General features: G+C 49.9%; 17 protein-coding genes. 6 read left to right on the top strand and 11 right to left on the bottom strand.

The window, feature by feature from the left end:
- Positions 1–287, top strand: a 287-nt coding sequence (locus WCT94_RS04015) for a hypothetical protein (protein WP_336868077.1), incomplete at its 5' end; no start/stop codon positions are given.
- Here the strand turns inward: WCT94_RS04015 and WCT94_RS04010 are convergent.
- From WCT94_RS04010 to WCT94_RS03985, 6 genes are all read right to left on the bottom strand, one after another.
- On the bottom strand, positions 284–1,045 hold the full coding sequence (locus WCT94_RS04010; protein ID WP_039498205.1) for an amino acid ABC transporter ATP-binding protein: 762 nt from the start codon (positions 1,043–1,045) through the stop codon (positions 284–286). The genes WCT94_RS04015 and WCT94_RS04010 overlap by 4 nt on opposite strands.
- 8 nt (positions 1,046–1,053) lie before the next feature.
- Positions 1,054–2,148: an amino acid ABC transporter permease gene (locus tag WCT94_RS04005; protein ID WP_336868076.1), complete on the bottom strand. Its 1,095-nt coding sequence runs from the start codon at positions 2,146–2,148 to the stop codon at positions 1,054–1,056.
- A 9-nt stretch (positions 2,149–2,157) separates the two neighbouring features.
- A complete protein-coding gene (locus WCT94_RS04000; protein WP_039498203.1) occupies positions 2,158–3,336 on the bottom strand; it encodes an amino acid ABC transporter permease in 1,179 nt (392 codons plus the stop codon).
- 65 nt (positions 3,337–3,401) lie between these two features.
- A complete protein-coding gene (locus tag WCT94_RS03995) occupies positions 3,402–4,427 on the bottom strand; it encodes an amino acid ABC transporter substrate-binding protein (protein WP_039498202.1) in 1,026 nt (341 codons plus the stop codon).
- Positions 4,428–4,795: 368 nt separating this feature from the next.
- Positions 4,796–5,461: an amino acid ABC transporter permease gene (locus tag WCT94_RS03990; RefSeq protein ID WP_039498201.1), complete on the bottom strand. Its 666-nt coding sequence runs from the start codon at positions 5,459–5,461 to the stop codon at positions 4,796–4,798.
- Between the two features lie 89 nt (positions 5,462–5,550).
- On the bottom strand, positions 5,551–6,318 hold the full coding sequence (locus WCT94_RS03985) for an amino acid ABC transporter substrate-binding protein (protein ID WP_336868074.1): 768 nt from the start codon (positions 6,316–6,318) through the stop codon (positions 5,551–5,553).
- A 320-nt stretch (positions 6,319–6,638) separates the two neighbouring features.
- Between WCT94_RS03985 and WCT94_RS03980 the strand changes: the two genes are divergently transcribed.
- The 3 genes from WCT94_RS03980 to WCT94_RS03970 all read left to right on the top strand — a co-directional run bounded on the left by WCT94_RS03980 (position 6,639) and on the right by WCT94_RS03970 (position 9,475).
- Positions 6,639–7,784, top strand: coding sequence for an endonuclease/exonuclease/phosphatase family protein (locus tag WCT94_RS03980; protein WP_336868072.1), 1,146 nt, complete (start codon positions 6,639–6,641; stop codon positions 7,782–7,784).
- 68 nt (positions 7,785–7,852) lie between these two features.
- Positions 7,853–8,254 (top strand): ASCH domain-containing protein, encoded by a 402-nt coding sequence (locus tag WCT94_RS03975; protein ID WP_336868071.1) that lies wholly within the window; start codon positions 7,853–7,855, stop codon positions 8,252–8,254.
- A gap of 204 nt (positions 8,255–8,458) precedes the next feature.
- Complete coding sequence (locus WCT94_RS03970; protein ID WP_336868069.1) at positions 8,459–9,475, top strand: hypothetical protein; 1,017 nt, start codon at positions 8,459–8,461, stop codon at positions 9,473–9,475.
- 324 nt (positions 9,476–9,799) lie between these two features.
- Here WCT94_RS03970 and WCT94_RS03965 read toward each other — a convergent pair whose 3' ends face one another.
- The gene (locus tag WCT94_RS03965) at positions 9,800–9,985 is read right to left on the bottom strand and encodes a YlcI/YnfO family protein (protein ID WP_039278976.1); all 186 of its coding nucleotides are present in this window, start codon (positions 9,983–9,985) and stop codon (positions 9,800–9,802) included.
- Between the two features lie 186 nt (positions 9,986–10,171).
- Here WCT94_RS03965 and WCT94_RS03960 point away from each other — a divergent pair, with 186 nt between their 5' ends.
- Complete coding sequence (locus WCT94_RS03960) at positions 10,172–10,360, top strand: host cell division inhibitor Icd-like protein (protein ID WP_336868067.1); 189 nt, start codon at positions 10,172–10,174, stop codon at positions 10,358–10,360.
- A complete protein-coding gene (locus WCT94_RS03955) occupies positions 10,353–10,544 on the top strand; it encodes a hypothetical protein (RefSeq protein WP_119872092.1) in 192 nt (63 codons plus the stop codon). The genes WCT94_RS03960 and WCT94_RS03955 overlap by 8 nt, the downstream gene beginning before the upstream one ends.
- Positions 10,545–10,670: 126 nt before the next feature.
- Here WCT94_RS03955 and fis read toward each other — a convergent pair whose 3' ends face one another.
- The 4 genes from fis to prmA form a co-directional block, all read right to left on the bottom strand.
- On the bottom strand, positions 10,671–10,967 hold the full coding sequence (gene fis / locus WCT94_RS03950; protein ID WP_005975342.1) for a DNA-binding transcriptional regulator Fis: 297 nt from the start codon (positions 10,965–10,967) through the stop codon (positions 10,671–10,673).
- Positions 10,968–10,990: 23 nt separating this feature from the next.
- Positions 10,991–11,956, bottom strand: coding sequence for a tRNA dihydrouridine synthase DusB (dusB, locus tag WCT94_RS03945; RefSeq protein ID WP_107170700.1), 966 nt, complete (start codon positions 11,954–11,956; stop codon positions 10,991–10,993).
- A gap of 357 nt (positions 11,957–12,313) precedes the next feature.
- Positions 12,314–13,048 carry a carbonic anhydrase gene (locus WCT94_RS03940; RefSeq protein WP_336868065.1) on the bottom strand — a complete coding sequence of 245 codons (735 nt, stop codon included), beginning with the start codon at positions 13,046–13,048 and terminating at the stop codon, positions 12,314–12,316.
- A gap of 175 nt (positions 13,049–13,223) precedes the next feature.
- Complete coding sequence (gene prmA / locus WCT94_RS03935; protein ID WP_012772964.1) at positions 13,224–14,111, bottom strand: 50S ribosomal protein L11 methyltransferase; 888 nt, start codon at positions 14,109–14,111, stop codon at positions 13,224–13,226.

The raw sequence follows: 14,111 nt of genomic DNA, 5'->3' as shown, positions 1-14,111 counted from the left end.
CAAGTGGAAAGCCCCTGTCGGAAGACAGGGGCTTTTTGTTTTGTCTGTTGTCTGTCGGTGAGGGCTGTATATATCCGCTGCCTGCCAGCAGTTCGTATGACAGACACGGTGAATGGATGGTTGTTGAGGATGCAGAAATCCATTTATTACCAGCGACTATTCAATGGCTTAGTGTGAAAGCTGCCTACCTGATGCCACCCGTACTCAATGAAGCTATAGTGAGAGCTATTTACTGGTGCTATCGGGGAAAGCCTGCGTGGATACGCAGGCCGATTGTTCTGGATTAGTGCAGAATTTGTGAGAGAAATGCCTGAGTACGTTCTGAGCGAGGGTTGGAAAAGAAGGTATCCGGCGGTGCTTGTTCCACGATCTCACCCTGATCCATAAAGATCACTCGGTCAGCGACAGTTTTTGCAAACCCCATCTCGTGCGTTACGCAGAGCATCGTCATCCCGTCCTGAGCCAGCCCCAACATGGTATCTAACACTTCTTTCACCATTTCAGGATCCAACGCGGACGTCGGTTCGTCGAACAACATAATCTTGGGCTTCATGCACAGTGAACGGGCGATGGCCACACGTTGCTGCTGGCCTCCAGACAGCTGACCTGGGAATTTATGGGCATGGGCGGCGATACGCACGCGTTCCAGATAGTGCATTGCCAGCTCTTCCGCTTCTTTTTTTGGCATATGGCGTACCCAGCATGGTGCCAGCGTGCAGTTCTGCAATACGGTTAAGTGTGGGAACAAATTGAAGTGCTGGAAAACCATACCAACTTCGGTACGAATTTTCTCGATGTTGCGCAAATCATGATTTAATTCGATCCCATCAACAACAATTCGCCCTTGCTGATGCTCTTCGAGATGATTAATACAGCGTATGGTGGTTGACTTCCCTGAGCCGGAGGGGCCGCACAGCACAATGCGTTCCCCCTGTCTGACCTGCAAATTAATGTCTTTAAGCACATGAAATTGCCCGTACCACTTATTCACATTCTCTAAGGTAATCATGTGATCGGTTGATTGAGTGAATGCAGTCTGATTCATGGATGGCCTCAGTGTGACTTGTGTCCGGTGTTAAAACGATTTTCCAGATGTTGGCTATAGCGCGACATGCTGAAACAAAAAATCCAATAGACCATGGCAGCGAAGACATAGCCTTCTGTCGACATCCCCAGCCAGGTGGGATCGACCGTTGCCTGTTGGATGCTGCTGAAGAGATCGAAAAGGCCGATGATGATCACCAGACTCGTGTCTTTAAAGAGAGAAATAATGGTATTCACCAGGCCTGGGATAACCATTTTCAGTGCTTGTGGGAGAATGACCAGCCCCTGCATACGCCAATAGCCTAAGCCCAGAGATTCAGCGGCTTCATACTGTCCTTTAGGTAGCGCCTGTAAGCCACCGCGAACGACCTCAGCGACATAGGCGGACTGGAATAAAATAACGCCGACTAGCGCCCTCAGCAGTTTGTCGATCGTGGTGCCTTCCGTTAAAAACAGTGGCAGCATCACGGATGACATAAAAAGTACGGTGATGAGCGGTATGCCGCGCCAGAACTCGATGAAGACAACGGAAAGCATACGAACGATCGGCAGCGTGGAACGTCGCCCTAATGCGAGCAAGATGCCAAGCGGTAACGCTCCGGCGATACCCACCGCGGCGATAATCAGTGTTAACGTTAATCCGCCCCACTGATAGGTTTCCACTCGGCTGAGCCCGCCAAAACCGCCATAAAGCAACCACCAGGCAATGAGCGGATACGCCACTGCCCAGACCGCAATATAGCGTCCACGATAGGGAATGCTTTTCAGGAACATCGGCAGGATACTCAGCAACCCGATGGCGAGCGCAAAGTTGATGCGCCAGACTTCCGCCGCCGGGTACAGCCCATACATGAAATGACCGAATCTGGCATGAATGAAGACCCAGCAGGCCCCCTCACGCGTACAGTCATTGCGGGTTGTACCAATCCAGTTTGCCTGAAAGATCGCCCAGTTGAGCAGCGGCGGTATGGCAACCCACAAGAGCCAGAGGCAAAACAGCGTTAACAGGCTATTGCTGATACTGGAGAAGAGATTACGCCGTGCCCAATGCATCGCTCTGAACAGAGAAGACTGATGGCCTTGCGTATAATGGTTCATCGTCATGACGTCCTCTTAGCGTTCGACTAGCGCGATCTTGCGGTTATACAGGTTCATCAGCAGCGAGATCAGCAGGCTGATAATGAGGTAGACCGACATGGTAATGGCGATGGTCTCAATGGCCTGGCCGGTCTGATTGAGCACCGTTCCTGCGAACAGCGACACCATATCGGGATAACCAATCGCGGCAGCCAGCGAAGAGTTCTTCACAATATTCAGATATTGGCTGGTCAGTGGCGGAATGATGACGCGTAGCGCCTGTGGGAGGATGACTTTGCGCAGCGTAACGGGATTCGGTAATCCGAGAGAGCGTGCCGCCTCGTGTTGACCGTGAGAAACCGATTGGATGCCTGAACGAATGATCTCGGCGATAAACGATGAGGTGTAGACCGACAGGGCGACGGTTAATGCCGCCAGTTCAGGGATAAGCACCATACCGCCGCGGAAATTAAAGCCTTTTAATTCCGGCATGTCCCAATGAAAGGCCGCGCCAAAAATAAGATGGCTGAGTGCACACAGCCCAAGCAGCAGGCCTAGCGCCAGCGGCCAGGTTCTGCGTGGCTGACCGGTTAACGCATGATAGCGCTGGTTACGCCGAAAAACGCTCCATGTCACGACCAACGTAATAATGAGAGAAAGAAAAAATGCCGCTGCACCGGGTCCCCATTCAGGAGAGGGCAGATAGAAGCCACGATTGCTGAGAAAGGCGACATCAAAGGCGCTGATTGACTGACGCGGTCCCGGCAGATTTCGTAGTACGGCAAAATACCAGAAGAAGATCTGCAATAGCGGCGGGATATTACGGAATATCTCAATATAAACGTTAGATATTTTCCGTAATAGCCAGTTATCGGACAACCGGGCAAGGCCAACGGTAAAGCCGAGAATCGACGCAAACACGATACACAATGCCGAAACCAGTAACGTGTTGAATAGCCCAACAAGAAAAACGCGGGCGTAGGTGTCGCCTTGTTGATAGTCAATCAGGTGTTGGACGATGCCAAAGCCAGCGCTTTTATTCAGGAAATCGAAGCCAGAGGTGATGCCCCTCTGTGCCAGATTGGTCACGGTGTTATGCAACAGGTAGGCTGCGACAGCCAATACCGCGATAACAACGACAATTTGATACAGCCAGGCGCGCACCGCTGGATTAGTCAGTGATAAATCACCTTTTACGGTTGGGCGTTGTAGCATGCTGGAACCTCGATACGGGGTACTGAGGGGCGCAGCAATACACTGCGCCCGGTTTTTTCTGATAATTAACGTACCGCTGGCGCGTACTGGATCCCGCCTTTGTTCCACAGTTCGTTCAGGCCGCGCTTAATTTTCAACTCGCTGCCCATACCGACATTACGCTCGAAGATTTCGCCGTAGTTGCCGACCTGTTTGATGATTTTGAATGCCCAGTCGTTCGGTAATTTGAGATCTTTACCGTAGCTGCCTTCGTGACCCAGCAGGTGGGACATATCTGGCGTGGTGGGTTTTGCTGCCAGCTGGTCGACGTTTTTGGAGGTCACACCCATCTCTTCGGCATTCAGCATCGCGAACAGCGTCCAGCGCACGATCGAGAACCACTCTTCATCACCACGACGTACCACCGGGCCCAGCGGCTCTTTAGAGATGACTTCTGGCAGGACGATAAATTCGGCAGGTTTGCTCAGCTTGATACGCAGTGCGTACAGCTGTGACTGGTCTGATGCCAACGTATCGCAGCGGCCAGATTCCAGCGCTTTGGCACTTTCATCAGAGCGGTCGAACGTGACAGGCGTGTACTGCATCTTATGGGTTTTGAAGTAGTCAGCGACGTTCAGTTCAGTATCTGTACCCGCCTGAATACAAACGGTTGCGCCGTCCAGCTCTTTGGCGCTGGTTAAGCCTGCTTTGTTGTGCGTCAGGAAGCCAATGCCGTCGTAGTAGGTGACGCCGGTAAAGAGCATGCCCATGCCGCCGTCACGGGAGGAGGTCCAGGTCGTGTTGCGTGACAGCACGTCAACTTCGCCGGATTGCAGCGCAGTGAAGCGCTCTTTTGCCGTCAGCGGCGTATATTTAACTTTATTGGCATCGCCGAATACGGCGGCGGCAATGCCGCGGCACACGTCAACATCAATGCCGGAGTATTTGCCGCTGGCGTCTGCATAGGAAAAACCGGGCAAGCCATCGCTGATGCCGCATTGCACAAATCCTTTCTTCTGAATGGCGTCCAGCGTTGCACCAGCATGGGCCTGATTGATTGCGGCAAAGAGTGACGCGCCAGCAACCAGAGTAGAAATCACTATTCTTTTCATAATCATCCTAGCGTCTAGAGTTATTTGCTGTTTTTGAAGTACACAATAAAGGTGCACCCTACCTGTCTGTCGGGATGCCGACGTGAGCAGAGCGAAGCAAATAAAATGCCAATTCTCTATTCGATTGATAACCAAGACGAAAATGAAGGGTTGTTGATCTAAGTGGGTAATTCTAAATAGGTATGAGCGCACCGTGATAAATGCAAAGCGGGCAATGTGCTCTTTTTTGGTGCGTCAAAATGGAGAGCGCGAGATGCCTTCAGCCACTCTGCGCGTTTATCAGGGGTGGAGAACAGTGAGCAAGGCTGAGTGTTAAGTGGGGGGGAGTGCCATCAGCCCAGCGGTGGCGTGGGTTGATGGCGGGAATGTTAGTGTGTGATGTGGCGCTGATAATACTTTTCGAGCTTAACCTGTAGCTGGCTCAGCACGGTGCTGAACATCAGGTAAATCAGCGCAGCCTCGACATACAGAATCAAGGGTTCATAAGTCACGGAAACGATGCGCTGAGCGGATAAGAACATCTCCGGCACGGTAATGACAGCGGCCAGCGACGTATCCTTGATTAAGGAAATAAACGTATTGGAAAGCGGCGGAAGTGAAACAAAAACGGATTGTGGGAAGATGACCCAACGAATAGCCTGCCTGCCATTCATGCCGAGAGAATAGGCCGCATTCCATTGGCCTTTCGGGACAGACAAAATGGCCCCACGGACGATCTCTGAGCTATAGGCACCCACGCTGATGGTGAAACCAATGAGCGCAGCGGGGAAGGCATCCAGAGTAATACCCGCGCTGGGCAGCCCATAAAAAATCAGGAAAAGCTGCACCAGTAACGGTGTGCCACGAATAACCCAAACGTAGAAATCACCCAGCCATTTCAGCGGCTTGGGGCCATAAAGGCGAACCAGCGCGATGAGAATGCCGAGGGCTAAGCCAAAGATGAAAGACAGAATCGCCAGAGGGACAGTGAATTTAAGTCCCGCAGAAAGCAGACTCCAAAAGGAGTCTGCCATGAGTTGTAGCCAAGGCGGCATGAAAACGAGCTCCGATAACGGTATGCGCTAATCACAGAACGTGCTGATCACTATCATAATGATGACAGCGCGCTCTGATAACAGTGCGATTATTGAGAAACATCCTCCCCGAAGTATCGCACAGATATCGTTTTATAGGTGCCGTCCGCTTTGATTTCATCCAGAGCTTTATTCAATGCTTCCACCAGTGGTGCCTGGTTTTTGCGCACCAGAATCGCGGAAGGTTCGCCGTCTTTTGAGGTCGCGGCAATCTTCACGTTGGCATCCGGTTTCTGCTTTTTGAAATCCAGGAATGACAGATTATCGTTTAACGTCGCGTCAGCACGACCGCTGAGAACCAAGTCCAGCGACTGGTTAAAACCGTCCGTTGGCACAATGTCTGCACCGTAGCTGGTGGCTTGTTTAGAGTAATTACTGGTCAGGCTTTGGGCTGATTTTTTGCCTTTCAGATCGCTGAAATCCTTGATGGCGGTGTTATCACCACGGACAACCAGCACGGCTTTGGAGTCGATATACGGCTTGGAGAAATCATACTTGGCCTGACGCTCTTTGGTTACGCCAACCTGATTGATGACGGCATCGTAGCGCTTGGCATCAATACCGGCGATTAACCCGTCCCAACGCCCTTCAATGAATTGGGCTTTCACGCCGAGTTTTTCTGCCACCGCACGGCCAATATCCACATCGAAACCAACCAACTGGCCTGATTTATCATGATAGGTGTAAGGCGCGTAGGTGCCTTCTGTGCCGATCTTGAGAACGCCTGCGGACTTGATGTCGCTAAGGTCATCGGCATGAGCGAATACGCTGGTAGCAAGCAGGGCGCTGGTCAGTAAAGCAAAACGTATTTTTTTCATTATGAATTCCTGTGAGTGGTGTGCAGCGATGTGCTTATAACTTTTGTTAATAACGAATCTACGCGACAAAACATCTGTTTATAAATCACGTTGTGTGATTATTTATATCAGAAGTGAATATAGTACCCATGGCGTGCGTACTGTTGTCGCGAGTCTGACTTTTGTAGTGAATATAGTGCGTCTAACTCGTTTTAACCATGTTGAGTTAAAGAACGATAGAAAAAGTCTATCGCTGCTGGGAATGCTGCCCAACTGTCACAATATGCTTCTATTCTCAAAAGGACATCATTGCTTTTGCCACTACTTAGCAGGAGACAACAATGAAGATCCGCATCGCCAGCTATAACGTCGAGAACCTGTTCCACCGTACCGCGATTCTCAACCTCCCCGATTCCAAGCAGATCGACGCCTTGTTGCAGCAGGTCAGGCAGCTTCAGCATCTTCTTGAACAGCCCCAATACGATGATGCCCTGAAAGATCAGGTGTTCCGCCTTTCTATCGCACTGCGCCCTTATATTGATATCCGTACTGACGCAGGTACGTTGGGGCGATGGAAAAAAGAGGACGCCGGCACCGGATTCCGAATTAATAAAAGCTGCCGGGGACGCGGAGATTGGATCGGCGAAATCGTGTTTAAGGCGCAGGAGTTCAGCAGTCAGCAGCGTAAGAATACGGGCAAGATTATTACTCTGCTTAACGCCGACATTCTGTGCGCCGTTGAAGTCGAAAATATGGATGTCCTGCGTGATTTCAACAATCAGGTGCTGGGGGACGATAAATTCAGCCAGTTCGTGATGATCGACAGCCCGAACGATCCGCGCGGTATTGATGTCGCCTGCCTGACGCGCTATCGGATTGCCCAGCTCCGCACGCATATTTTTGATGCCGGAAAGCGTTTCGATCCCGTATTTAGTCGTGACTGCCTCGAAGTGACGCTGGATGCCGGTCTTAAACAGCCGATTTATATTCTGTGTAACCATTTCAAAAGCCAGAGCGGTCAAACGGAAGAAGAGCGGCAGCGTGGGGCAGAGAAGCGTCGCGATCAGGCCGAACGCGTCGCGGAGATTGTGCAACAGACTTACGATCTCAAGAAGGACTACGTGGTCATTCTCGGCGATTTGAATGAAGATTCGTCAAACCCCTGGCACAGTTTGGCTCCGCTGTTTTCTTTGTCGGATTTACACCCAGTTATCGACCCTGAACGCCCGGAAAAAGAGCGCTACACCTACTATTTCGCTGGCGGAAAGAAAGGGGCTCGGTTAAACCAACTGGACTACATTTTCTTGTCTGCGCCGCTGCATCAGGCGGTGGTGGAGTGGGGCGTCGAGCGTCGGGGTATTTATAATATCGACAAAATTGCCGCCAAAGAGGGCGCGGAACCCGTTACGCCGCTACCGGAAGTGACATCATGGGACACGGCGGCGTCCGACCATGCCGCGCTCTGGGTAGAAGTGGATATTACCTGATGGCCGCTTTACGGCTATCATGGCGTGAGAACACAAAGCAATCATAGCCATATAAACAGAGGAAGATGATGAGTAAGCAAGGATTAGAGCAATACCCAGACGCGCTGCGCTGGTCATTTGGCGACAGCCCCGCGCTGGCGGATGAATTGCTGCAACTGGTGCGGGAAGGGCATAAAACGGCAACCTGTAGCTCGTATCACGCGTTTAAAAACGAGGAAACGCCACAGGTCGGCGATTACAACATCGTTCTGGACGGTGCCGGACAGCCCTCCTGCGTCATTCGCACGCGCTCGTTAACGCTGGTGCGCTACTGCGACGTTACCGCGGAGATGGCGGCGAAAGAGGGCGAAGGGGATAAAAGCCTGGCTTTCTGGCGCGAAGGCCATCAGACGTTTTTCGAACGAGAAGGCACCTTCGCCCCGGATATGCTGCTGGTGTTTGAAGAGTTTGAGCTGATTGAGGTGTTTTGATTGTGGGTTGGTTGATGCTCAGTCTGACTGTATTTTTTTAGTAAGGGGCGCTAAATTTGATGGTTGGGTGAGTGCGAGGAGCTGGTTTACCAGCCATCAAATTTTCATAAGTATCAGGCCACGATGAAAGTATGACTGAAATTAAGGTATGCTAATTAGTGGAGAACTCGTCATATCAAACACATAGTAAATAAAGAGGGCAGGATGGAAGACGGTTTGAAGGAGTCTGTAACTCTGGCTATCAAAGAGAGGTTATCCAGCCCTTTATGGGGATATATATTACTTTCATGGGCTGGTTTTAATTGGCAGAATATAGCAAAGCTGTTTATGAGTCAGAAAACAGTAGAAGAAAGAATAACTGACATAATATCTCAAAACTGGTTTTATTTTCACTTCCTTATAGCACCCATAATCTTAGGGGCCTCGTTAGCGATTATCTCTCCTTATTTAAAACAATGGCTTTCAGCAGCTCATAAACATGCCGACAGAAAACAACGTGAGGAACTAAAACAAAAAATCATAGACAAATATGATGATGATATTGCTATTGTAGGAAAGAAGGTTGCTGCTAATAAAGCCCAAGAACTTGCAGAAGAGAAAGAGCACACTAAGGTTATTCAAGAGCAAGAAAAACAAAAAAGAGAAGTGTTTAATACGGAATCTATTGAAGAAAACCTCCAGCAACTGGAAAAGAAAAAGTATAACCTTGAGACTTCAATAAAAGAGCTGGGTGAACAAGAGGCCAGAGTTCAAGAGGAAGTTGAAATTTGGCGAAACCGGAGTTTAAAAATTATCAATACAATAAAAAAAATAAATAGTGTTTCAGATAGTCGCTCACTGAACAATATTAAAGATGAAATATCCGGTTTTTTTAGTGAGGATGAACTTGAGATTGCTGGTTATGTTATTGATTTTCAAAACAAAAGAGAAGAGATGCTCCATGATGCTGTTTCTAACGCATTGTTATTGGTTGAAAGAATTAGCGAATCGTATAAACAAGAGCTTGACTATGGTGTGACCTCGAACATTATTAGGCACAAAGAAATAGATTTACTCATCAATCAGTTAACATCAGCATTAAAAGTTATCGATAAAAATGTTTATATGGGTAAATCTAAAAAAGATAAAAATTCGCCCTATTCTTCAATAAGTAGAGATGTAGTATTAGCAACTCAGGAAAGAATTAAAAAGATCAAAGCTATCCAACCTGGCGGCCTTTAAGAAAAATCATCGGAGAGAGAGCATAAGCACGCCACCTCCTATGAATAATGAAAATGCTGAGTTAAATAATGTATCAACAGTGTTTTTATAAAATAGGATGCAGTTAAGGTTAAAAGGCCACCAGCAATAGCAACTTTGACATTCGCAGTGATAAAAGTCGAGAAAGTCAGTCCCTCGTGTAAAGGGTTCCAGAGAGTAATTTTAGAGAGGCTGTAGTTCGGTTTTTGGCATATTAGTCTCGAAGCAATAATGACCGTTTCCGGCACTGATCTGCCTGTCAGACTAAGCAATAACCTATATAACCTACCCTACCCACAACACCACTCAGTCTTTAGATTCTTCTTTGGTCTGCTTGCGCTGGCGGCGTTTGATCTCGCTTTTTACTGCGGTGATGATGAATTGTGCCTTTGTCTCGCCTGCTTCAAGGCTACTTTCCATTTCAGCAACAACGTCGTGCGGGAATCTTGCATTCAACTGCTGTGACTTGTTGTTAATTGAACCCGTTGCCATTGCTGGATCTCCATGCGCTAAGTGCGATTCAGTATACGTAAAAATAATTCTAAAAAATACCTTGAGGTGCGATTCACTTGAGCGTAATGTTAGCTGCATAGGTGCGATTCACCTATGAAATGCGAAGCCCGGCAGTGTTGGAGCACTAACCGGGCCTCTAACCACAATGTTATAGGAGCTAACACTATGGCTGACATCCAGTTTACCCAAACTCGCCCCGAATTTCAGTATCGCTTTCTTGCTTTGGGAACATCTTCCCAACGTGTCGTGCATATTATCGCTGCCACTGAACGTCAGGCGCGAGAATATTCCCCTGATGGTCATGTCATGGTCTTCGCTGGTTGCCTGCCTGTTCAGGAGGTGCGTCATGTTTGATAACACGCCGTTAGAACCCGAAGAAGCGCTCGATCAGTGTCGTGCGTTGGCTTACGCCATTGTCGAATTGGACAACCCAGAATCAAAAGAGATTTTAACGTTCGTGTTAGCGGAACGGTTGGATAACCTGCACCGACTCTTTCATGCGTCGGAAACCGATAAAGCAGAAGGGATGAGTCATTAATAACGTCGTGGACACCATGCTCAAGCTGTCCACGCTAGGGCCGTTGCTGCCTAAATAGAAGGCAAAGAAAAAGGCGCTTAACCCAAGAGGTAAAGCGCCTTTTTTCAAATGCTTAACTGATTAGTATCAGTTCATGCCGTATTTTTTCAATTTCTTACGCAGAGTACCGCGGTTGATGCCCATCATCAGGGCAGCGCGGGTTTGGTTACCGCGGGTGTATTGCATCACCATGTCCAACAGTGGCTGTTCAACTTCAGCCAGTACCAGCTCATAAAGGTCACTTACATCCTGACCGTTCAATTGAGCAAAATAGTTCTTCAGTGCCTGTTTAACCGAGTCGCGCAGGGGTTTTTGGGTTACCTGAGCCTGAGAGTTTACAGTGGAAACGGTCAGTACGTCAGAATTCACGCGTTGTTCGAACATAGTTCTGTCAGCTCTTTTTCTGTTTACGCAAGATTTTCAAAATATGCCTTCAACGCCTCCAGCTGCTCGCTGGCATCCTCAATGGCGTTGAATGTGCGCCTAAACTGGTCGTTTGGGGCATGCTCCTGGAGATACCAGGATACGTGCTTACGAGCGATACGAAATCCCTTGCCTGGACCATAAAAGTCGTGCAATTCCCGTATATGCTCGATCAACAAGCGCTTGACCTCTGCCAACGGCAGTGGTGCCAGCAACTCCCCTGTGTCCAGATAATGCTGGATTTCCCGAAAGATCCAGGGTCTTCCCTGAGCGGCTCGTCCTATCATCAGGGCGTCAGCCCCGGTGTAGTCAAGAACCGCTCTGGCTTTATGCGGGTCTGTAATGTCGCCATTCGCAATAATAGGAATGGAAACGGCCTGCTTAACTGCCCGAATGCTGTCGTATTCCGCGGAACCATTGAACAGGCACGCACGGGTGCGTCCGTGAATAGTTAACGCCTGAATGCCACAGTCTTCAGCCAGTTTGGCAATTTCTACACAGTTGCGGTGCTCTGGTGCCCAACCGGTACGGATCTTCAGTGTCACCGGTACGTCTACCGCTTTCACCACCGAAGAGAGGATCTGTTTGACCAAATCCGGATACTGCAATAACGCAGATCCTGCCATCTTGCGGTTCACCTTCTTCGCCGGGCAGCCCATATTGATGTCAATGATCTGCGCGCCGGAATCAGCGTTGATTCGCGCTGCCGCCGCCATCTCATCGGGGTCACAACCGGCAATCTGCACGGCTCTGATACCCGGTTCATCGCTATGAACCATTCGCAAACGCGACTTGTCCGAACGCCACACTTCCGGATTGGAAGAAAGCATTTCAGACACGGTCATTCCAGCGCCCATCGCGTGACAGAGTGCTCTAAATGGGCGATCGCTAATACCAGCCATTGGGGCTGCTATCAAACGATTGGTAAGCTGAAATTGTCCAATGTGCATAGACAAAAATTGACCATACTGTGCCTGCAAGGGCGCGTATATTACGCATTTTTTACGTCAGATGAAAGGCCAAACTTTGACCAATTTACGGCTATCGATCAATGAAAATGCAGTTCGTAGAGGCATATGAAAATATTATTCATATTTAACAGTGTGTTATGTTTTTATGCTGGTTTTTTGTTCGGTAAAATATTCATCTGCTTACAGAATTTTATCTGCAAGCGCGGTCATTTTTAGTGGAGATACAGCAGGCTATCAATGCCTTATCAGTGAAATGCGTTGGTTAATGCGGCAAAAAAGGGCGCTGATTCATCAGAGGCTGGCCGACAGACGGTCTGACCAGCCTCGTAGAGTGGCTTAATGGATGATGACGCGGCCATTAAGTGGCTGTATAGGGCGATTATTGGCGTGATGCATGACCGCACGGAACTGGTTGATTTGTTCAATAGAGGCGGTGACAGGGTGATCCAGCACCAGCCAGCGAATGCCCTCTGAGCATGGCGGCGTGGTGAGCGACCCACTAAACCGATAGTAGTTTAATGACGTCGGTAACAGGCTCTGAATCGCGATTGGCGTGCGCACGTCCTCCGCCTGGTTAACCTGAGCTGGAATCTGCTGCCATGCAGTGGCTAACTGTGGATTGGCTGCTCCTTCTTGAAACATCAGCGCGATAACGGTCAGCGCGTCAGCCGCGTCTTTATAGACAAAATGACCTTCCAGCGGAAACTGCTTACCGTCAATTTCATTCTCGCTCGGCGCGTGAAAGTGAAACTGCTGCAAGGTGAATGTCTCGTTATCCAATACCAGCGTATTCCCCGGACCGACGTTAACCTGAACGGTATGTCCATTGTTGATGATTTGCTGTGTCCCTGGCAAGAAGGCTAGCTGTAAAGGGTCGTGCTGGGCGTCCAGCGCTTGCCGGATATTAATGGGAGATTGGTTTTTACCGGTTTCACACAGCGAGAAGTCTGGGGACAGCTTTCCCCAATGCGCCGGATCGCCATTGCCTTCGTAGCCCCAGTGAACCGGATCGGCCGCCAAGGCGGAAAAGCTGGCGGATAACATCAATACGACAGAGAGTTTACCTTTCATTTTTCATCCCTTGAAAATAATGATATGGCATCGTTGAGCGCCGGGCGCAGGTGACGTCCAGTCGCTTGCCGAGCTGAATAATACGCCAGTTTATGGGGATCAATCGTGTGATATAGCAGGAAGAAGTGTGCCCACCGTTGTACGTACGGTGGGCGGGACTCGCGGGATAATGTTATTACGATGCGCGGCGTTGACCCGTAATGCGGCACCACTCTTCGCGTTCAGCCACCGGATCGAGCGTGAACTTGTCTGCGTACGCTTCTGCGACGCCGTCGGCCTGCGTTGCCAGCACGCCAGACAGGCCAAGGTGACCGCCTGCTTTTGGTAAATCGCTAATCAGCGGTGCCAGTTCGCGCAGCGGGCCAGCCAGGATGTTGGCGACGACGACATCGGCAGACAGGTCGGCAGGCTGGTCTTTCGGCAGATAAAGCTCAAGACGCTCGGAAACGCCGTTGCGCTGTGCGTTGTCTCGGCTGGCCTGAATGGCCTGCGGATCGATATCAATCCCGATAGCGCGTGCAGCACCCAGTTTCAGGGCGGCAATCGCCAGAATGCCGGAACCGCAGCCGAAATCGATGATGGTTTTCCCTTCCAGATCCAGCCCGTCGAGCCATTGCAGGCACAGCGCGGTCGTTGGATGGGTACCGGTGCCAAATGCCAGACCGGGATCGAGCATGACGTTGACGGCGGTCGGGTCAGGAATGTCACGCCAGCTTGGGCAAATCCACAGACGTTTGCCGAACTGCATCGGGTGGAAATTATCCATCCATTCGCGTTCCCAGTCTTTGTCTTCCAACTGTTCGATTTTGTGTTTAAAACCGACGCCCAGCAGCGGTTCTTGCTCCAGCATGGCGATAACGTCATTCATGTCGGTTTCAGCATCGTACAGGGCAATCGCGTCGGTATCACCCCACAGGCGGGTCTCGCCCGGCAGCGGTTCGAACACCGGGGTATCGTGCGTATCCTGAAACGTAACGGATACCGCACCGCTTTCTATCATGGCGTCACCCAGTTGTTCTGCAACATTTCCTGAGGTGTTTATTTTCAGTTGAATCCACGGCAT

It is taken from the genome of Pectobacterium sp. 1950-15, from assembly GCF_037136835.1.
Classification (GTDB): domain Bacteria; phylum Pseudomonadota; class Gammaproteobacteria; order Enterobacterales; family Enterobacteriaceae; genus Pectobacterium.
Note: the sequence above shows the minus strand (reverse complement) of the source record. Positions and strands in the feature narration are given on the sequence as shown.